We start from the raw sequence: 20,479 nt of genomic DNA on the forward strand, positions 1-20,479 counted from the left end.
AACCAACTACAACACAATTATGTACACGTTACCAAAAATTGAGCGTTTTAATCAAGACGTTCTCTCTAAATACTACATTTATAATAGTGTTTTTATAACATTGCCGTTTGACTCTATAGACAATACAGGAGTTTTATTGCCTTTGTTTACAGAGACTTGTGAAACAGGATTCAAAAAACAAGAAACACCGAAAGAAATTTTTGATTTTTTCTCAAATAAGTTCCTAAATAACGCTTCTGAGACTGAAAAAATCGACTTAATGTTCCGATTTATTCAATATATAGAACGTCAAATCGTATTATTTGATGCTATTGAAGATGCTGCTTTTCCAGAAGTAAACAACATGGAAGGACGTGGGTCTCTTCGTGATATTAAAGAAAAAACGGATGCAAAAGAAAAAGACGAAGAATTAATTGAGTTTTTAGAAAACTTCAATGTGCGTACCGTTTTGACTGCGCATCCAACTCAGTTTTACCCTGGACCTGTTTTAGGAATCATTAATGATTTGACTGAAGCAATTCGTCAGAATGATTTGTTGCAGATTAAACAATTATTAGCGCAATTAGGAAAAACACCTTTTATTCAAAATGTAAAACCAAATCCTTATGATGAAGCCGTAAGTTTGATTTGGTATTTGGAGAATGTGTTTTATGCAACTTCTGGAGAAATTGTTCATTATTTGCAGAAAAACATTTTAAACGGAAGTGCGATTCAGAATCAATTAATCAAGCTTGGTTTCTGGCCAGGAGGTGATCGTGATGGAAATCCTTTTGTTACAACAGAAATTACTTTGAAAGTTGCAGATCGTTTGCGTACTTCAATTTTGAAGTGCTATTATGTTGAAATGAGAAATTTAAAGCGAAAGCTAACTTTCTCAGGAGTAGATACTTTAGTTGCTGAACTTGAACATAAACTTTATCGCTCGGTATTTTATTCAAAAGGAGAAATCTTCATTACTTTAGAAGAATTATTAACTCAGTTGAATAAAATTAGAACCATTATTATTGAAAAACATCAGTCTTTATATTTAGATGAATTAGAAGCGCTTTTAGTGAAGATCAATCTTTTTGGATTCCATTTTGCTACTTTAGATATTCGTCAGAATAGCAAAATTCACAACGCTGTATTTAAAGATGTAGTTAATTACTATTTAAATTCTGGTTCAGATATTTTTCCTAAGAACTATTATGAATTGACAGAAGATCAAAAAATTGATGTTTTGTCAAAAGTAAAAGGAAATTTGAATCCTGCGGATTTTGAAAACGAAATTACAAGATCGACTCTAGAGTCTGTTCAAGCGATTAAAACAATTCAGCAAAATAATGGGGAAGAAGGAGCAAATCGTTACATCATTAGTAACAATGAAAGTGCTCTGAATGTAATGGAAACTTTTGCTATGATTCGTTTGAATGATTGGGAAAATCCTTCGGTTGATATTATTCCGCTTTTCGAATCAGTAGATGATTTGCAAAATGCACACTCTATTATGGAGCAGCTTTATACAAATCCAGAATATTCTAAACATCTTCAAGCGAGAGGAAACAAGCAAACCATTATGCTTGGTTTCTCTGATGGAACAAAAGATGGTGGCTATTTAATGGCTAACTGGAGTATTTATCAAGCTAAAATTTCTTTGACAGAAATTTCAAGAAAATATGGAATTAAAGCAATTTTCTTTGATGGACGTGGTGGACCTCCTGCACGTGGTGGCGGAAAAACACACAAATTCTATGCATCATTAGGTCCAAAAATTGAAAATAACGAAATCCAAATTACAGTTCAAGGCCAAACTATTAGCTCTAATTTTGGAACTTTAGATTCTTGCCGATATAATATCGAGAATTTATTAACTGCCGGAGTTACTAATCAGGTGTTCAAAAAAGAAGAAAACGAGTTAAGCGCTGAAGAAACACAAATCTTGACTAAATTAGCGAATTTGGGATATGACAAATATTTGAGTTTTAAAAATCACCCAAAATTTATTCCATATTTGGAAAAAATGAGTACGCTGAAATATTACTCAAAAACAAATATTGGAAGCCGTCCATCAAAAAGAAGCAAATCGGAATCATTAGATTTTGCCGACTTAAGAGCGATTCCGTTTGTTGGATCTTGGAGCCAATTAAAACAAAACGTACCTGGATTTTTTGGTGTAGGTTCTGCTTTGAAACATTTTGAAGAATCTGGACAATGGGAAAAAGTAAGCGATCTTTACCACAATTCATTATTCTTTAAAACGTTGCTTGAAAATAGTATGATGTCATTGGCAAAATCATTCTTGCCATTAACAGCTTACATGCGCAAAGACCCTGAGTTTGGCGAATTCTGGCAAATTATCTACGATGAATTTTCAGAAACAAAACGTCTTTTGCTTAAAATTGCAGGCCATAAAACGTTGATGGAAAATTATCCTGATGGGATAGCTTCTATTCAAATTAGAGAGCGTATCGTATTGCCATTGTTGACAATCCAGCAATATGCATTATTGAGAATCAATGAACTAAATAAAGAAAAAGAAGCAAACGAAGATTTGATCAAAGTGTATGAAAAAATCGTGACGAGATCGCTTTTCGGAAATACGAATGCAAGTAGAAATTCAGCTTAAAAATAAGAATCATGAATGCAGACCAATTATTAGAAAATGAATATTCTGGCGGATTTGCAACCTATATCCGTGAAGCAGGAAATGTAAATTTGATTGAAGAGTTAGAAATTTCTCTGCATAGTTTCATCAGATTTGTACAAGACATTCCTATGGACAAATTTGATTATCGTTATGCGGAAGGAAAGTGGACAATCAAAGATATTATTCAGCATATTATGGACTGTGAGCGTATTTTTGCTTATCGTGCACTGCGTTTTTCAAGAAACGACAAAACGGCTTTGCCAAGTTTTGAGGAAAATGATTATGCTGTTAATACGAATGCAAACAGTCGAAGCATTCAAGATTTGTTGACTGAATTTTCTGCGTTAAGACATTCAAATTTATTGTTTTACAAAAGCTTATCTGAAGAACAACTTAAGAGAATTGGAACTGCATCAAACAATCCAATTTCAGTTCGTGCTTTAGGTTTTGCTATTATTGGGCATCAAAAACATCATCAAAAAGTTTTTGAAGAAAGGTATTTGTAAGGTTGAAAATTATAAAAAGAAAAAATCCTGTAAATCAATTTACAGGATTTTTTTGTTTTCTCTCCAAAAACGCCAAACCAAATCGGATCTTTTCATAAGACATTTTCTCTTCGAAAAAATCGTAGTAAGGTCTTAATGCATTTGGATTCTCTAATGCTGTTTGAGCTTTTTCTATTTGAAGAATTTCTTCTTCAGAAACAAACTGGCTTAAATCTAAATCATGACCATCAACATATAATTTCGCTAAATGTGAAATAATTGTAGTTGGACTCAAATCTCGCTGTTCTGCAATTTCTTCTACCGAAATTCCATTCTGAAATAATTCCAACGTTTTTTTATAAGTGTTGTCTTTTTTCTCTTTTTTGACAACAGATTTATTTCTTTCAAATTCAATAATGGCTTTGATGAAATCTGCTCCGTACTTTTCTAGTTTTGCTTTTCCGACACCTTCGACAGAAAGAAACTCTTCATCGCTCATTGGTCTTATAATTTCCATTTGACGCAGGGAAGCATCACTAAAAATGACATAAGCAGGAACTTCTTCTTCTTGTGCAATTTCATAACGCAATTTTCGAAGTGTTTCAAAAAGAGAATTTTTGATTGCTTTTGCTTTTTCTTGTTTGATTTCATTTTTATCGATCACCTTTTTGACTACTGTTGTCAATTTTACTTTTTCGCCTTCAAATAAAACTTTTTTGGCAAAAGGAGTAAGCAGGATTTTATTATGCTGATGAAAAGCAATTTCACAATATCCTAAATTAATAAGCTGAATCAAATATTGATTCCAGTCGTACCAAGAAATGTCAGCACCAATTCCGTACGTTTTTAGCTCTTGATAATTTTTTTCATAGATATATGCGTTTCTCGAGCCTCTTAAAAAATCAACAATTACGGCCAAAGGTTCAGATTCCTGCAATCTCGTAATTGCAGAAAGTGCTTTTTGCGCGAGAATCGTGCCATCGAAAAAAGTTGGCGGATTTTTGCAAATATCACAATTACCGCAATTCTCAGTAACCAATTCTCCAAAATAAGAAAGCAAAATTTTTCTACGGCAGCTTACAGCATCTGCATATTGCTTCATTCGATCTAATTTTGCAAGCTGCACATCTGAGTTCAATCCCTCAGAAGCAAATTTCTGAAGCTGAATTACATCGGCATAACTTTCGAACATTACAGTTTCGGCTGGTAATCCATCACGCCCGGCACGCCCGATTTCTTGATAATAGCCTTCAATATTTTTTGGAAGATTATAATGAATGACCCAGCGAACATTCGATTTGTCAATCCCCATTCCAAAAGCAATTGTAGCGCAAACCACTTGGCAATCATCATTTATAAATTGATCTTGAGTCTTTGCTCTAGTCTCATTATCCAAACCTGCATGATAAGCTTTTGCTTGAATTCCGTTTTTAGCTAATTTTTCAGCGAGTTCTTCTGTGGTTTTTCGGCTCAAACAATAAATTATTCCAGATTCATTGGGCTTGTTTTCGATAAAATCAATAATTTGTTTTACACGATCTAAAGCTGGACGAACTTCCAGACTTAAATTTTTTCTGTCGAAAGAAGCTACAAACGTTTTTGGGTTCTTTAGATTTAGCTGCTTTGTAATATCAGTACGAGTTGCTTTGTCTGCAGTAGCCGTCAAAGCAAGGATTGGAGTAGAAGGAAAGCGGTTTTTTAAATATCCCAAATTAGTATAAGCCGGCCTGAAATCATGTCCCCATGAAGAAATACAATGGGCTTCATCAATAGCAATCAAGCTGATTGTCAATTCATTAAAAACAACATCTAGATATGATAAACTTTCTGGCGCAATATAAACGAGTTTGAAAGAATTTGTTTTTAAATTGTCTATATAAAATTGCTGTTCTTGAGCAGATTGACTGCTATTGATATAACATGCATTAATTCCATTTGTTTTCAAACTGTCCACTTGATCTTTCATTAATGCGATCAATGGTGAAATAACAATTGTTATTCCAGGTAACACTAAAGCGGGTAATTGAAAACATATTGATTTCCCTCCGCCAGTAGGCATGATGGCGAGTGCATCTTGACCCGAAAGAACTGTATTTATTATGGTTTCTTGATTTGGTCTGAATTTTTCGAATCCAAAATTTTCTTTAAGCTTAGTATGGAGGAGTTCTGTATTCATATGGCTTTTATCTAAAAGATAAATTTAAAGAATTTTCTTATATTTTAAAATATTTAAATAATTATTCTTATAAAATTATTAATGATTGCATCAATAAAAAAAGGAACTCAGTTATGAGTTCCTTTAATTTATTTTTAAAGATATAAATTAATCTTCGTCGTCTTCATCATCATCGTCCGCGATGTCGTCACTATCTCTATCTTCGTCATCATCGTCATCATCTCCACCATCATTGTCCGGTTTATCTTGATTGTCATCGTCGTCGTCGTCGTCGGCTGCATCATCATCAAGATCTAAACCTTTAACTGGCTCGATTGTGTCAACATCAAGATCCATATCGTCATCTTCGTCATAATTTTCGATTCTGTCAGCAAGTTTAGTACTGATTTTTACTAAATAAATAGTGTCTTCCGTGCGAACTTCAACAGCTTCTACTAATTCGTTTTTAGCGTTTCTGAAACGGATAACATCCGAATCGTCATAACCATCAGGGAACTTTTCAACCAGAAGGTTTAAAATTTCATTGGTCAATTTGGCGTAGTCTACTATAATTCTTTTCATAAAAATATCCTATAAATCTAATAAATATGCAAAAATAAGTGGAGCAACAATTGTAGCATCCGATTCAATAATAAATTTCGGAGTTTTGATATCTAATTTACCCCAAGTGATTTTCTCATTTGGAACTGCTCCAGAGTATGATCCATAACTAGTTGTTGAATCAGAAATTTGGCAGAAATAGCTCCAGAAAGGAACATCATGCATTTCCATATCTTGGTACAACATTGGCACAACGCAGATTGGGAAATCTCCCGCAATACCACCACCAATTTGGAAAAATCCGATGCCGTTATCGCTATTTTTTGAATACCAATCAGCAAGGAAAGTCATGTATTCGATACCTGATTTCATTGTCGATGCTTTCAAATCACCTTTGATTACATAAGAAGCAAAAATATTACCCATTGTACTGTCTTCCCATCCTGGAACGATAATTGGAAGATTTTTTTCGGCAGCGGCATACATCCAGCTGTCTTTTAAGTCAATTTCATAATATTCTTCAAGAACTCCAGACAACAACATTTTGTACATGAATTCATGTGGGAAGTAACGTTCTCCCTTGTCATCTGCATCTTTCCAAATTTTATAAATATGCTTTTGCAAACGTCTGAAAGCTTCATGCTCAGGGATACATGTATCAGTAACACGATTTAATCCTCTTTCAAGCAATGCCCATTCGTCTTCTGGTGTCAAATCACGATAGTTAGGAACTCTTTCATAATGAGAGTGAGCTACTAAATTCATGATATCTTCTTCTAGATTGGCTCCAGTACATGAAATAATTTGTACTTTATCTTGTCTAATTATTTCAGCGAAAATTTTACCAATTTCTGCTGTACTCATAGCTCCAGCCATACTTACAAGCATTTTAGCACCATTTGCTAATTGTTGCTCGTATTCTTTAGCTGCATCTACAAGAGAAGCAGAATTAAAGTGCAAATAATGTTTTTCAATAAACTGACTGATTGGTCCTTTCATTTCCTCTTTTTTTTTGTTTTTTTTGAATTAAAGATTTTAACCTTCTGTGTTGTATGCAAATTAAGCATTTTTAAAATATTAACATTTAATTTGCAGTTGTTTTTTTACATTTTTTTCTTGTATCCTAAAATCTTCAATACATCATCAGAAGTTTGTTGCTCTGAAAACACTTCGGTTGCTAAAATACCGTTTTCATCACGGTCTATTAGAATATGCTTAGGCTGGGGAATTAAGCAGTGGTGCAAACCTCCGTATCCACCAATTGTTTCTTGATACGCACCAGTATTAAAGAAACCAATATACAATGGCTTTTCTTTGTTGTATTTAGGCAAATAAATGGCGTTCATATTTTGTTCTGAATTGTAATAATCGTCACTATCGCAAGTCAGTCCACCTAATAAAACCCGTTCGTAAGTATCATTCCAGCGATTGATTGCCAGCATGATAAAACGTTTATTTATTGCCCAAGTATCCGGCAAAGTAGTTATGAACGATGAATCGATCATATTCCATTTTTCTCTATCATTTTGTTGTTTTTGATACAATATTTGATAAATCGCGCCACCGCTTTCGCCAACAGTAAACGAGCCAAATTCTGTAAAAATATTTGGCACATCAACTTCAGCTTCTTCACAAGCAATTTTAATTTGATTGATGATTTCATCAATCATATATTGATAATCATATTCAAAAGCAAGTGAGTTTTTGATCGGGAAACCACCTCCAATGTTCAAGCCATCTAGAGTAGGGCATTCCTTTTTTAGTGCAATGTATACTTTGATACATTTTACTAACTCATTCCAATAATATGATGTATCATTGATTCCAGTATTAATAAAAAAGTGAAGCATTTTAAGCTCTAATTTGTCATTTTCCTGGATTTGTTTTTTATAGAACGAAACTATGTTTTTATATCCAATTCCTAATCTTGAAGTATAAAATTCAAATTTAGGCTCTTCCTCAGCAGCGATACGAATTCCAATTTTGAATTTTCCTTTGATTTCGCCTTGAAGCAGATCAAGTTCTTCATAGTTATCAATAATCGGAATAGTGTTTTTATGTCCGTTATTGATTAATCTTGCAATATTTGTAATGTATTCGTCTCTTTTAAAACCATTGCAGATAACATATGTACTTTTGTTGATTTTTCCGTTTTCCAACAAATTCTCAACAATATTTACGTCAAATGCTGACGAAGTTTCAATATGAATGTTATTCTTAAAAGCTTCATTCATAATATATTCAAAATGAGAGCTTTTTGTGCAATAGCAATAGTAATATTTTGCTTCGTATTTGTTCTTTTCCATTGCTTTTCTGAACCAAGATTTTGCCTTGTTTATGTTTTCAGAAATTTGAGGTAAATAAGTAAACTTTAAAGGTGTACCATATTGTTCAACAAGCTTCATCAAATCGATATTATGAAACTGAAGATTGTCCTTGTTTAGTTTAAATTCCTCTTGTGGAAAATAGTATGTTTGGTTTATTAGATCAGAATATTTTGTATTCATTTAATTTTCAATATTTTAATTTGTATTTAAATTTAGTAAAAACGGCGCTAAATTTAAAATTCAAACTCTAATATTGGCAAAAATAATCGGCAACTTTTCGTGCTCGGCTTTTGAACATAGGAAAACATCAAAACAAAACGGACTTTTACTATTATAAAAACGGTTCAACATTCTTAGTAAAGAACTGTTGAGTCTGTTTCTGTAAGAGCTGAAATGTCTTTGTTTTCTGTTTGTTTTCATCGAGGCAAATGTAAAAAATAATATATACCTAAAGCAATGCTTTTGATTAAAAAAAAATTAAGATTTATAATCCTCAAATGCTTCTAGAATTAATTTATTTTCAACAGATTGGTTAATTTTTATTTTCCCGATTCCTTCAATTAATGCAAATTGAATTAATCCGTATTCATTTTTTTTGTCGTGAATCAGCAATTCTAATATCGGATCAATGTCATTTTCTTCAAAAATCACATCATCATAAATACCTTTAATTATTGCTTTTATTTCTCGATATTCTTCTTGAGAAATCAAACCTTTTTGAAGCGAAATATAACTTTCCAAAATCATTCCAACTGCAATGGCTTCTCCATGTAATAATGTCGTTTTTTCCTCACTCTCTAAAAAGTAACCTTCAATTGCATGTCCTAATGTATGTCCGAAGTTTAAAGCTTTACGAATGTTTTTCTCAGTTGGATCCTGAACAACAATTTCATTTTTAATTTCAACTGAACGATAAATCAATTGATCCAATTCATCAAAAACAATTGATTTTAGATCAGAGAACTGCCTCCAGTACGGCGCATCGTATATTAAGCCGTGTTTTAGCATTTCTGCTAAACCAGAACGCATTTCACTTTGTGGCAAAGTCTCTAAATATGCTGTATCAATTAAAACCATTTGAGGCACGTTGATAACTCCAATTTGATTTTTAAGATTTCCTAAGTCAACTCCCGTTTTTCCTCCAACAGAAGCATCAACCATAGACAATAAAGTAGTTGGTACATTTATAAAATCTACACCTCTTTTAAAAGTAGAAGCAACAAAACCTCCTAAATCAGTAACAACACCACCACCTACATTAATAATAAGTGTTTTTCTGTCGGCTCCAAGTTCGGTCAATATATTCCAGATCTCAATACACGTTTCAATGTTTTTATTGGCTTCGCCAGCTTCAAATTCTATGATTTCAATTGCTAAATCTGTTTCCAAAAGAGGAATGAATTTAGGCAAACAATATTCATTTGTTTGATCGTCTACGATTATAAATATATTAGAGTATTTATTTTCTTTTAAATGTTTATTTAAAGCTTCGTAGGCATTTTGGTTGAAATGAACGAAATAATTATTGGCTTGAATAGATTTCATAATTTGCAAGTTAATTGAAACCGCAAAATAAGGCATTTTTCAACAAATAATATTCAAACTTTGAGTCTAATTTGTTGGATATGGACCATATTTTATTCAATATTTTGTTTGACAAACCTATCCACAAGAGTTATGTGCTAATATTCTTAATTCTTTAAACTTTTGCTTCAAATGGCAACTTTAACTAAAAATATGCAAAATTATAATGCTGTTTTGTAAACAATATTCAAAACACTCTATATCTTTGCATAAAAATTAAACTTAATGGAAAAAATATTCGATAACACTCAAGTGGCATTTTCGCTAAAGAGTGATACAGAACTAGACAGAGCTTACTTTCTTTTTAAAATGATTGACAGCGAGCCACTTGTTAGAATTGGAACGGCTGTTACTAATTTTGCTATTAAAGCACATCTTCCGGTTGAAGGACTTATTCGTGCAACTGTTTTTGATCATTTTTGTGGTGGTGTAAATGAAAATGACTGCCTTACAGTTGTGGACAAAATGTTTACAAAAGGTGTTTCATCTGTTTTAGACTATTCTGTTGAAGGAAAAGAAGAAGAAGAGCAGTTTGATGCGGCTTTGGAAATGACATTAAGAACAGTAGAATTTGCAAAAGAGCGTCTAGCGATTCCTTTTGCTGTCTTCAAACCAACAGGTTTAGGACGTTTTGAATTGTATGAGAAGTTAGGTGAAAAACAAACTTTGTCTCCAGCTGAACAAGAAGAATGGAATAGAGTAGTGGCTCGTTTTGATAAAATATGCAGCGAAGCGCATAAAAAAGATGTGGCGTTGCTAATTGATGGTGAAGAAAGCTGGATGCAGGATGCTGCTGATGACTTGGTAACGGATATGATGCGTAAATACAATAAAAAAAAAGCGATTGTATTCAATACATTGCAAATGTACCGTTGGGATCGTTTAGATTATTTGAAAAAATTACATGATATAGCAAAAACAGAAGGCTTCTTCATCGGAATGAAGTTGGTTCGTGGTGCTTATATGGAAAAAGAACACAAAAGAGCCGAAGAAAAAGGTTATGTTTCACCAATTTGTGTTTCTAAGGAAGCAACTGACGTAAACTATGATGCTGCCGTACATTATATGTTAGAGCATTTAGATACAATGGCTATTTTTGCTGGAACTCACAACGAATTGAGCTCATACAAATTAATGGAAATGATGGCTCAAAAAGGAATTGCTAAAAATGACAACAGAATTTGGTTTGGGCAGTTATACGGAATGAGTGACAATATTAGTTACAACTTGGCTGAAAACGGTTATAATGTTGCGAAATACTTGCCTTTTGGACCTGTAAAAGATGTTATGCCGTACTTAATTCGTCGTGCTGAAGAAAACACTTCTGTAGCTGGCCAGACTAGCCGTGAATTATCAATGATTAAAGCGGAACGTAACAGAAGAAAAGGGAAATAATTGCAATATTTTCAACTTGCAAATATTTGAAAAGCTCCAATTAAAAATTGGAGCTTTTTTTGTCTTGTCTAAACTGGACTGAAGTCCAGCTCTACAAAATAGTTTGTTCCTGCGGAACTTTAGTCTATTGTTTACAATAAATAATAAACCCGACAGTTTTTTAAAATGTGTCGGGTTTGTTTTATAATTGGAATTTAATTTAAGAGTTACTAAACTGCAAATTACTCAAGTTTTTATAAATTCCGTTTTCTAGGTTTATTAGTTCTTGATGTGTTCCTTCTTCCGAAATTTTTCCGTTATCTAAAACTAGAATTTTATCAGCGTTTCTAATTGTTGAAAGGCGGTGAGCGATGATGATGCTTGTTCTTCCTTCCATTAAAACTTCTAGTGCTTCTTGAACTAGCTTTTCGCTTTCACTATCTAGTGAAGATGTTGCTTCATCCAAAATCAAAATACTAGGGTTTTTAAGCAAAGCTCTCGCAATTGCAATACGCTGGCGTTGTCCGCCTGATAGCTTTACGCCACGTTCTCCAACCAAAGTCTCAAATTTTTCTGGGAAACCTTCTATAAAATTGAAAGCATTTGCTTGTTTTGCAGCAGCAACAATTTCTTCATTTGTAGCATCAGGTTTTCCGTAAGCTATATTTTCTCTAATTGTCCCTCCAAATAAAATCACATCTTGAGGAACAATACTCATGTTGCCGCGCAGATTTTCTAAATCATAATCGTGAATGTCTTTTCCATCAATTAAAATTTCTCCTGCGGTGATATCGTAAAAGCGCAATAATAAGGATGAAATAGTGGATTTTCCGGCACCACTCGGACCAACAATTGCAATTTTTTGCCCAAATCCGGCTTCGAAATTTACATCTTTTAATACCTGAACTTCTTTTCGTGATGGATAATGGAAAGCAACATTTTTAAAAGCCACATTTCCTTTGATTTTTTCTATAGTCGATGCATGCGGATTTGCATTGATTTCCTCTGGAGTTTCTTCTAGCAATTCAAAAACACGTTCTGTTGCGCCAACCGCTTTTTGAATTTGAGCATACATTTCGGCAATTCCTCCAAAAGAAGCTCCGATAAAAGTGGTATAAAGAACAAAAGAAATCAGATCTCCAACACCTTCAACTTCGCCTTTAATTGTCAAAGTAATTCCGTACCAAACAACGGCAACCACACATCCAAAAAGGCATAAAATGATAAATGAAGCAAAATATCCTCTGTATTGTCCGCCTTTGATAGCGATTTTTACAATTTCTTTGATTTTGTTTTTATAACGCTGAATTTCATACCATTCATTTGCAAAAGCTTTTACATTGCTAATTCCCTGCAATGTTTCTTCAACAATCACTTGGCTTTCAGCAACTTTATCTTGTGTTTTTTTTCCGTATTTACGAATAAATCTTCCAAAAATTACTGCAGCTACAGCTACAACTGGAACAATAGCCAACATCATCAAAGTCAGTTTCGGACTAATACTTCCTAGAATAACAAAACCACCAATAATTAAAATAAACTGACGTAGAAATTCGGCAATTGTTGTTGTGAAAGTGTCTTGAAGCTGTGAAATATCTGCACTGATTCGGCTGTTTAGTTCTCCAACACGTTTTTGTGAATAAAAAGACATTGGCAGTTTTACCAAATTCTCATATAATGCAAAACGGATGTTTGATAGTGAATTCTCAGTAAAATTTACAAAAAGTGAAATTCTGAAAAAAGAGAAAATAGCTTGCAATGTTAGAATTCCCATTAATGCAAGTGCAATTTCATTAGCTTTGTCTAGATCTTTATTAGTAACGCAATCTACTAACATCCCCATTAATTTAGGAAAGGCGAGGGCAGTGGCGCTGGTTAATAAAAGGAAAATCAAGCCTAGGAAAAATTTCCATTTGTGATTTTTGGCGTATTTAAAAATTCGGAGTGCTTTTTGAAGTGAGTTAGAGTCTAATTTAGCTTTCGGTAAATCATTTTCTTGAAATCGTGCCATTTGAATATACAATTAAGGTATGCAAATGTATGACACTAGTCAATGAATACAAAAGAATATTAGAAATTAGACATCTAGATTTTGCTTTTTAACTAAATACTAAGAAAAAGATAGTTTTTATTCTATTTTTAAATAACTGGAAAATAGGTTTCTAAAGAAAAAATAAAAAAAAGTTTTGATTTTTTTTATAAATATGCTTGTAAATAGAAAATCTAACTGTACATTTGCACTCGCAGTCACGAAATGATAGCAACCTACGTAAAATAGGGCGATTAGCTCAGCTGGTTCAGAGCACCTCGTTTACACCGAGGGGGTCGGGGGTTCGAACCCCTCATCGCCCACAAAATTTTTCTAAATATACTTGCAAATACAAAATCTAGCTGTATATTTGCATTCGCAATCAGGAAATGATAGCAACCTAATAAAATAGGGCGATTAGCTCAGCTGGTTCAGAGCACCTCGTTTACACCGAGGGGGTCGGGGGTTCGAACCCCTCATCGCCCACAAAGAAACTCCTTAAGAAATTAAGGAGTTTTTTTTTACTAAAATTTAATTCAAAGCCATATGAGTAACCAATTGATTGGATTTAATGTTAGAGTTTATGCATTTTGTATACATGAAAATAAAATTTTAGCACTACACGAAAAATATGCAGGAGTAAAAATCTGTAAATTACCAGGAGGAGGTCTCGAATTTGGAGAAGGAACTATTGACTGTCTTCATAGGGAATTTGAAGAAGAATTAAACCTAAAAATAGAAATCGTCGATCATCTATATACTCAGGAAAGTTTTATAGAGTCCCGTATTAATGACAATAAACAAATCCTTAATATTTATTATACAATCAAGATACTAAATATTGAAGATTTAAATGTTCAAATCCCAGGATTAGAAAAACTAGAATGGATTGATATTAACTCAAAAAATAATCCATTTGTTCTAGAATCTGATATTATTGCATTTGAGAGATTAAAAGAGATAACAAAAGTAAAATAAGAATAAATTCTATATCGGATTTACATTCAATTAAGAAGAAAAACTGGTTCGTCATAATCAAAAAAGCAAGGGATTTACCGAAATGTAAATGACCCGAAGCAGTATTTACTTAAAGGTACAAAACCTTAGTTTTTTCAATTAAAAACTTTTACCAACGCTAATTTTGTAAATAATTAACTTACTTTTGACTTAACACAAATGTTATTTTTAAAAGTAAAATATGAAAAAAATTATTGTAAGTATTTTTGTTCTAAGTCAATGTTTTAATGTACATGGACAATCGATTGATAAAATTATTACGAACAAGGAGGTTACTCGTATAGAGAAAATACTTTCGGCCGATGATATGCAGGGAAGAAGAACTTTTACTCCTGGTATTGACAAAGCATCTGCCTTCATAGAATCAGAGTTTAAAAAAATTGGTTTGCAAACTTTCAATGGAGCAACGAATTACAGACAAGAGTTCTCGATGACAGCCTCTAAAGCAGTTTCTTCAAAAATTACTATTGACGGCAAAGAAATAAATAATAATCAAGTTGTAACATTCTCGTACCTTCCTCAGGTTTCTTTAACTGAAAAAAGCGATATTTCTGTAGTAAAAATCAACAAAGGGGACAACATAGGCCAAAAATTTAATGAATATTATAAAAGTCCGAAAAATCTTTTAGTCCTAGTTGACCCTTCATTCGAAAAAGTTTTACCGAATATTCAACATATTGATAGAATAACGGCTAATCCTGGAAACAATACAGTTATGTTTGTTTTTGGTACGATGGAAGCGACCACTTTTTCTGTTGAATTGACAAATACAATCTCCAAAAAAACATTGAATAATGTTGTTGGAATATTACCAGGAAAAACAAAACCAGATGAGTATGTAATTTTTTCAGGACATTATGATCATTTAGGCATAGGTTCTCCTGAAGAAGGCGCTCCGCATCCAGCAACAGATTCTATTTATAACGGTGCTAATGACGATGCAGCTGGAACAACAGCAGTAATTATGCTAGCAAAATATTTCAAAAAACAAAATAACAACGAGCGCACTATTATTTTTACCACATTTGTGGCAGAAGAATTAGGTGGTTATGGAGCCAAATATTTTTCGAAACAGCTTGTACCAGAAAAAGTAATTGCGATGTTCAATATCGAAATGATAGGAACAGAATCTAAATGGGGAAAAAACTCGGCTTATATTACAGGCTTCGAAAAGTCGAATATGGGGCAGATTTTACAAACTAATTTAACGGGAACAAATTTTACATTTTATCCAGATCCTTATCCGGACCAACAATTATTCTACCGCTCAGACAATGCTACATTAGCCAGACTTGGAGTTCCTGCTCATACCATTTCTACTTCAAAAATGGATAATGAGCCATATTACCACACAGCTGATGACGAATTTGAAACGTTAGACATTGACAACATGACCCAAATAATAAAATCAATTGCATTAAGTTCTTCTTCGATTATTAGTGGGAAAGATACGCCGACAAGAGTAGATAGTACTCAATTGAAATAATATAAGTAAATTATGAAGTATCGAAAAGCACAGAAAACCAATTATTTTCTGTGCTTTTTTTATTATTTTTTTGTTCTGTTTCTGATTTGTGTAACAATTTTTCTAAAAAGCTACATATATTAAATCAATATAGATTTGGGACAAGTAAAACAACCAATAAAACTTCGGAAATATGAATTTATCACAATGGCTCATCTTTATTTTTATTCTACAAATCTTCCATGGGTTATCTACTTGGAAACTTTATATTAAAGCGGGAAGAAAACCTATAGAGTCATTTATACCAATTTATAATTTAGTAGTAATGATGAAAATCATAAAGCGCCCGCGTTGGTGGGTTGTTTTGCTTTTTATCCCTATTATTAATCTTTTGGTAATTCCAGTATTTTGGATTGAAATTATAAGAAGTTTTGGAAAAAACTCCACAAAAGATACCACACTGGTTTTAGTGACATTAGGAGTATATATCACTTTTATAAACTATTCTGAAAAGCTAGTTTACATTGAAAATAGAGATTTAACGCCTAGATCGAAAACTGAAGAAACAATAGGCTCGCTAATATTTGCAATTGTTGTTGCAACATTGGTACATACTTATGTAATACAGCCATTTACAATTCCGTCTTCATCATTAGAAAAAACATTATATACAGGAGACTTTTTGTTTGTAACCAAATTTAATTACGGCGCAAGAACTCCTATGACAACAGTGGCATTGCCAATGGTTCATGACTCAATTCCTTTTTTGGGCAAAAAATCATACTTATTTAATGATGATGTGACAAAAAGAGAAACATCATTATTAAACAAGTTTCAATTGCCATATTTTAGATTCCCTGCAGTTGAAACCATTCAACGAAACGAGATTGTAGTTTTCAATCAGCCTGCAGACACCTTGCGAGATATGGATAATTTTCATCCTGACCGAAATTACTATAAACCAATCGACAAAAAAACAAACCTGGTTAAAAGATGCGTTGGAATTCCGGGCGATTCTTTAGAAATCCGCCAAGGATATATTTACATTAATGGCAGATTATCAATATTGCCAAAAAGCGCAAAGCCACAATACAATTTTCTGATTGATACAAAAGGGCAAACTATAGATCAAGACGCTCTTGTTCACAGATATGGAGCAAGAGAAGGTTTAAAATATGAAAATGGAGTTTTTGCTTTGACTAATACTGGCGAATATTTTTTGACATTGACAGATGAAGAAGCCAAACAAATTGCAAATAACCCCGCTGTAAAAGCCGTGAAGAAACAATTGACACCAAAAGGTGAGGATGGAGGCGTATTTCCACATATTTCGTCTTTAGGATGGAATATCGACAATTTTGGCCCTATTTATATTCCTAAAAAAGGGAAAACTGTGAAATTGACTTTAGAAACATTGCCTTTTTACAAAAGAATTATTCAGGAATATGAACACAATGATTTGAAAATCGACGGCAAGAAAATCATTATAAACGGAAAATTATCTGATACTTATACTTTTCAACAAGATTATTACTGGATGATGGGGGATAACCGTCAAAATTCTTTAGATGCGAGATTTTGGGGATTTGTTCCTTTCGATCATGTTATAGGTAAGCCCGTTTTTATTTGGTTTAGTTGGGATAAAGATGGTAAAGGCATTAACAAAGTAAGATGGAATCGCGTTTTTTCTGTAGTTAACGGAAACGAACCGAAGTCCTATTTAATACATTTTCTTGTTTTTGTTGTTCTTTGTATTGCAGCGAATAAATTCATAAATAAGAGAAAAAAAGCATAGCAATTACAATAATTCTAAAATATCAAAAGCTCTGAAACGCTATATTTCAGAGCTTTTTTCATGTTTTGTTATAGCAATTTATTAAACCAAAACAGCCTCTTTGCCACTTTCAAGCCATAAAAATTTCTCTTTTACTTCAGATTTTTCAATTTCACTTTTTAAAGACTTTGTAGATTGCTTAAAATGCCACCAACCTTCGTAATGTATCGGAATAACAGCGTTCGGATTTAAGAGTTTTGTTGTCGCAATTGCTTCTTCACCATTCATTGTGACTCTTAAATTCTTTTTTAAATAAGGAAATGCGCCAGCTCCTAAATGCAAAATTGCAATATCAACGTTTTTCTTTTTTTTCAATTCGTAAATTCCATCAAAAAGGACGGTGTCTCCTGAAATGTAAATACAACCGTTTGTTTGGCCTTCCCATTCGATCGTAAAGCCTATCACTTTGCCCATTATTTTATCCAATCTTTTAATATTGGTATGTTGTGCAGGAACAGCAGTAATTTTTAGATTTCTTACTTTTTCTGTTTCTACATTATATTCTTGCCAATTGTCAAGACCAATTGTATTGGTGTCTTTTAAACGAAGTTCAGCGTCTTTTGTAGAAAGAACAATCGGAACTGTTTGAATAAAAATTCTCCCTTTCTTGTCTAAATTATCACTATGATGATCGTGACTCAGCAAAACCAAATCAATTTCGCCAATTTCTTCAATTGACAATGAAGGATCAGTATACTTTTTTGAAAATGCCATTGGACTACTTACATATTGTGGAAAAAATCCATCTTTTTTATCCAATGTTGGATCTGTCAAAATCTTATATCCGTTGATATTTATTAACACGCAAGCAGTGTCAATATGTGTAATTGTAACTTTCATTTGTATTCTATTTTGATTGTTAAAATATCATACAAAACTGTACTAAATAAGCGGTTTGAAAATTGACTTTCGTCAAGAAATACGTTTTCTGATTCTGCTAAGAGTTTCCGGTACAACTCCGATATAAGAAGCGAGATATTTTAATGGAATTTGCTGTACGTATTTAGGTTGCTCCAATAGCAAATTTTCATACCTTTCTTGTGGTGTTTTAGTCAAAAGATCCAGTTCTCTCTTTACTTTTTTATCAAGCAAATATTCTGTTGCAATACGTCCTAGTTTTTTTGCGGTTTCACATTTTTCATACAAACGCTGCAAATTTTCATATGATATTGAATACAGTTGACACTCAGTCAATGCTTGAATATAGATATCGGTTTTAGTCCTATTGTAAAAAGAATCATAGGCGCAATAAAATGAATCTTTAAATGCAAAATCAAAGGTTATTTCTTTATCATTTGCAATTACATAATATCTTATAACTCCCGAATCAATAAAAGACAAATAATTTTCTAATTGCCCTTGAACAAGAATCGATTCATTTGCAGAGAAGCTTCTGGTTTTAAGACAACCTAAAAATTCAGTTAAAGTTTTTTCTGGAAAACCCAGTTTTGCAAAATATTCAATTAATGATTTCATTCACTACAATTTACCTTTATTATTTCAGATTTAAAATTTTGGATATTTTATGCTATAAATTACGAATATAGACATTTTAATTTTCTATCTGCAAATTTGGATAAAGCCAAAATTGCCACTTTTCAAAGTGCACAAAACTTACAAATTCTGATAATAGTTTTTTACTATATTTGGCATAGATATTGGTCGTTTTATTTCGATCAATTTCATTGAATTATTTTGAATTAACCAATTCTAAAACAATAATTTTAATTTTATTAGTTACATTTTTTACACCAAACGATTTCCCCAAATCAAACTATAAAACCAAAATCTTAAAAATGAAACAAAAACTAACAACGCTTTTATTTGTATTTACTTTTATAAATATGTTTGGCCAAGTGTCGCCTACAGCAAAAAACAGCCAAAGTACTGATCCAAATAACAAGGCTTTAATTTCAAATGATATTGTTACAAACAAAGCTATAAGCGCACTTAAAAAAGTTCCATTAGACGAGGCTTCAATCTTGCTTTATGATTATGATGGCACTCTTTTTTCGTTTGATTTAGAATCTGAAACCATTGTTTGGACTGTCAAAGCATCCGATTCACATACAGAAATGTGCGCAAATGCTGTAACACTTCAAGATGGTGTTGTATATGTCCCATTTATTAACGGTGAAATTTTTGCGATTGACAATCAAACTGGTGCAATTTTTTGGAAATCAAGAATCGGCAATTACACAGATCAAATTGTTTTAAAAGATCAAGCTCCAACGATAAATAATGGAAAATTATATATCAGTACTCAAAATCAGAACAGCAGTATTTATGCTCTTGATATCAAAAATGGAAGTTTAGCATGGAGCTACAGGTTAGATGCTGAAGTTAATCATGCACCAATTTTATTTTTTGAAAATAAAATTTTTACACAAAGCGCAACCAACTTTTATTGTTTTGAAGCCAATACGGGAAAAGTAATCTACCAAAAAACTTTTGATGAAGCTATAACAGGAAAACCTGTGACAGATGGCCAATATGTCTTTGTAGCAAATGAAAAAAATACGCTTTACGCTTTAAGTGCTAATAAATCAGATATTGTTTGGGAATTTAAATTTGATGAAAATCAGAATAATGTAAAGAATCGCATATTTTGCAAAGACAATAAAATATATTTTGCAGCACAAGGCACAAATACTACTTCAGTTTACTGTGTGGATTCAAAAACAGGAACACAACTTTGGAAAACCGATTTTAAAGACGATAATATAGAATATATTACTCAAGAAAATGATAATTTATGGGGATATACGCGCGGAAAAAAGCTTTTCCAAATACTTCTAGACAATGGTGAAGTTGTATTGGACAAAAAATTGACAACCATGCCGATTTCAAATATTGAGTTTCCTCTTGATGATAATCTGCTTATGTATTATTGCGATGCAGGTTTAGTTCAATATGATTTAAAAGAACAAGATGAAAACATGTTTTATATGCGAACATCTATAAAAGATGATGTTTATAGCGCATTTATAAAAATTATTCGATAATAAAAAAACTCCTTAGA

At 32.5% G+C, this 20,479-nt stretch carries 15 protein-coding genes and 2 tRNA genes; 9 read left to right on the forward strand and 8 right to left on the reverse strand.

What is annotated here, in order from left to right:
• Positions 1-19: 19 nt before the first annotated feature.
• Entirely contained in the window at positions 20-2,605 is a 2,586-nt protein-coding gene (locus tag EYY60_RS19500) for a phosphoenolpyruvate carboxylase (RefSeq protein ID WP_132990960.1), read from the forward strand.
• A gap of 11 nt (positions 2,606-2,616) precedes the next feature.
• On the forward strand, positions 2,617-3,132 hold the full coding sequence (locus EYY60_RS19505; protein WP_132990961.1) for a DinB family protein: 516 nt from the start codon (positions 2,617-2,619) through the stop codon (positions 3,130-3,132).
• Between the two features lie 34 nt (positions 3,133-3,166).
• Here EYY60_RS19505 and recQ read toward each other — a convergent pair whose 3' ends face one another.
• The 5 genes from recQ to aroB all read right to left on the reverse strand — a co-directional run bounded on the left by recQ (position 3,167) and on the right by aroB (position 9,699).
• Positions 3,167-5,287, reverse strand: coding sequence for a DNA helicase RecQ (gene recQ / locus EYY60_RS19510; protein ID WP_132990962.1), 2,121 nt, complete (start codon positions 5,285-5,287; stop codon positions 3,167-3,169).
• A 147-nt stretch (positions 5,288-5,434) separates the two neighbouring features.
• On the reverse strand, positions 5,435-5,848 hold the full coding sequence (locus EYY60_RS19515; protein WP_132990963.1) for a DNA primase: 414 nt from the start codon (positions 5,846-5,848) through the stop codon (positions 5,435-5,437).
• Positions 5,849-5,857: 9 nt separating this feature from the next.
• Positions 5,858-6,826 (reverse strand): deoxyhypusine synthase family protein, encoded by a 969-nt coding sequence (locus tag EYY60_RS19520; RefSeq protein ID WP_026728690.1) that lies wholly within the window; start codon positions 6,824-6,826, stop codon positions 5,858-5,860.
• Positions 6,827-6,930: 104 nt separating this feature from the next.
• A complete protein-coding gene (locus EYY60_RS19525) occupies positions 6,931-8,334 on the reverse strand; it encodes a type III PLP-dependent enzyme domain-containing protein (RefSeq protein ID WP_026728689.1) in 1,404 nt (467 codons plus the stop codon).
• 297 nt (positions 8,335-8,631) lie between these two features.
• Positions 8,632-9,699 (reverse strand): 3-dehydroquinate synthase, encoded by a 1,068-nt coding sequence (gene aroB, locus EYY60_RS19530; protein ID WP_132990964.1) that lies wholly within the window; start codon positions 9,697-9,699, stop codon positions 8,632-8,634.
• Between the two features lie 264 nt (positions 9,700-9,963).
• Between aroB and EYY60_RS19535 the strand changes: the two genes are divergently transcribed.
• Complete coding sequence (locus tag EYY60_RS19535) at positions 9,964-11,133, forward strand: proline dehydrogenase family protein (RefSeq protein ID WP_132990965.1); 1,170 nt, start codon at positions 9,964-9,966, stop codon at positions 11,131-11,133.
• A 199-nt stretch (positions 11,134-11,332) separates the two neighbouring features.
• Here EYY60_RS19535 and EYY60_RS19540 read toward each other — a convergent pair whose 3' ends face one another.
• Positions 11,333-13,123, reverse strand: a complete 1,791-nt coding sequence (locus tag EYY60_RS19540) for an ABC transporter ATP-binding protein (RefSeq protein ID WP_132990966.1) — start codon at positions 13,121-13,123, stop codon at positions 11,333-11,335.
• A 266-nt stretch (positions 13,124-13,389) separates the two neighbouring features.
• On the opposite strand from EYY60_RS19540, the gene EYY60_RS19545 reads away from it, so the two are divergent.
• From EYY60_RS19545 to lepB, 5 genes are all read left to right on the forward strand, one after another.
• Positions 13,390-13,464: transfer RNA gene (locus EYY60_RS19545), tRNA-Val, on the forward strand.
• 88 nt (positions 13,465-13,552) lie between these two features.
• Positions 13,553-13,627: transfer RNA gene (locus EYY60_RS19550), tRNA-Val, on the forward strand.
• 60 nt (positions 13,628-13,687) lie between these two features.
• Positions 13,688-14,119 (forward strand): NUDIX domain-containing protein, encoded by a 432-nt coding sequence (locus tag EYY60_RS19555; RefSeq protein WP_132990967.1) that lies wholly within the window; start codon positions 13,688-13,690, stop codon positions 14,117-14,119.
• A 220-nt stretch (positions 14,120-14,339) separates the two neighbouring features.
• Positions 14,340-15,644, forward strand: a complete 1,305-nt coding sequence (locus EYY60_RS19560) for a M20/M25/M40 family metallo-hydrolase (RefSeq protein ID WP_132990968.1) — start codon at positions 14,340-14,342, stop codon at positions 15,642-15,644.
• A 172-nt stretch (positions 15,645-15,816) separates the two neighbouring features.
• Positions 15,817-17,418: a signal peptidase I gene (lepB, locus tag EYY60_RS19565; RefSeq protein ID WP_132990969.1), complete on the forward strand. Its 1,602-nt coding sequence runs from the start codon at positions 15,817-15,819 to the stop codon at positions 17,416-17,418.
• A gap of 81 nt (positions 17,419-17,499) precedes the next feature.
• Here the strand turns inward: lepB and EYY60_RS19570 are convergent, their stop codons facing one another.
• Together EYY60_RS19570 and EYY60_RS19575 are read right to left on the reverse strand one after the other, a co-directional pair.
• Positions 17,500-18,297 carry an MBL fold metallo-hydrolase gene (locus EYY60_RS19570; RefSeq protein WP_132990970.1) on the reverse strand — a complete coding sequence of 266 codons (798 nt, stop codon included), beginning with the start codon at positions 18,295-18,297 and terminating at the stop codon, positions 17,500-17,502.
• A 72-nt stretch (positions 18,298-18,369) separates the two neighbouring features.
• Positions 18,370-18,933 carry a Crp/Fnr family transcriptional regulator gene (locus EYY60_RS19575; protein ID WP_132990971.1) on the reverse strand — a complete coding sequence of 188 codons (564 nt, stop codon included), beginning with the start codon at positions 18,931-18,933 and terminating at the stop codon, positions 18,370-18,372.
• A 320-nt stretch (positions 18,934-19,253) separates the two neighbouring features.
• Here EYY60_RS19575 and EYY60_RS19580 point away from each other — a divergent pair, with 320 nt between their 5' ends.
• The gene (locus EYY60_RS19580; protein WP_132990972.1) at positions 19,254-20,462 is read left to right on the forward strand and encodes a PQQ-binding-like beta-propeller repeat protein; all 1,209 of its coding nucleotides are present in this window, start codon (positions 19,254-19,256) and stop codon (positions 20,460-20,462) included.
• The last annotated feature ends 17 nt before the right edge of the window (positions 20,463-20,479 follow it).

Source organism: Flavobacterium zhairuonense (assembly GCF_004352915.1).
In the GTDB taxonomy this organism is placed as follows: Bacteria; Bacteroidota; Bacteroidia; order Flavobacteriales; family Flavobacteriaceae; genus Flavobacterium; species Flavobacterium zhairuonense.

What these genes read in the sequence shown, in the direction of transcription:
- EYY60_RS19500 (WP_132990960.1), top strand. Translation starts at nt 20, where the DNA reads ATGTACACGTTACCAAAAATTGAGCGTTTTAATCAAGACGTTCTCTCT.
- EYY60_RS19505 (WP_132990961.1), top strand. Translation starts at nt 2,617, where the DNA reads ATGAATGCAGACCAATTATTAGAAAATGAATATTCTGGCGGATTTGCA.
- recQ (WP_132990962.1), bottom strand. Translation starts at nt 5,287, where the DNA reads ATGAATACAGAACTCCTCCATACTAAGCTTAAAGAAAATTTTGGATTC.
- EYY60_RS19515 (WP_132990963.1), bottom strand. Translation starts at nt 5,848, where the DNA reads ATGAAAAGAATTATAGTAGACTACGCCAAATTGACCAATGAAATTTTA.
- EYY60_RS19520 (WP_026728690.1), bottom strand. Translation starts at nt 6,826, where the DNA reads ATGAAAGGACCAATCAGTCAGTTTATTGAAAAACATTATTTGCACTTT.
- EYY60_RS19525 (WP_026728689.1), bottom strand. Translation starts at nt 8,334, where the DNA reads ATGAATACAAAATATTCTGATCTAATAAACCAAACATACTATTTTCCA.
- aroB (WP_132990964.1), bottom strand. Translation starts at nt 9,699, where the DNA reads ATGAAATCTATTCAAGCCAATAATTATTTCGTTCATTTCAACCAAAAT.
- EYY60_RS19535 (WP_132990965.1), top strand. Translation starts at nt 9,964, where the DNA reads ATGGAAAAAATATTCGATAACACTCAAGTGGCATTTTCGCTAAAGAGT.
- EYY60_RS19540 (WP_132990966.1), bottom strand. Translation starts at nt 13,123, where the DNA reads ATGGCACGATTTCAAGAAAATGATTTACCGAAAGCTAAATTAGACTCT.
- EYY60_RS19555 (WP_132990967.1), top strand. Translation starts at nt 13,688, where the DNA reads ATGAGTAACCAATTGATTGGATTTAATGTTAGAGTTTATGCATTTTGT.
- EYY60_RS19560 (WP_132990968.1), top strand. Translation starts at nt 14,340, where the DNA reads ATGAAAAAAATTATTGTAAGTATTTTTGTTCTAAGTCAATGTTTTAAT.
- lepB (WP_132990969.1), top strand. Translation starts at nt 15,817, where the DNA reads ATGAATTTATCACAATGGCTCATCTTTATTTTTATTCTACAAATCTTC.
- EYY60_RS19570 (WP_132990970.1), bottom strand. Translation starts at nt 18,297, where the DNA reads ATGAAAGTTACAATTACACATATTGACACTGCTTGCGTGTTAATAAAT.
- EYY60_RS19575 (WP_132990971.1), bottom strand. Translation starts at nt 18,933, where the DNA reads ATGAAATCATTAATTGAATATTTTGCAAAACTGGGTTTTCCAGAAAAA.
- EYY60_RS19580 (WP_132990972.1), top strand. Translation starts at nt 19,254, where the DNA reads ATGAAACAAAAACTAACAACGCTTTTATTTGTATTTACTTTTATAAAT.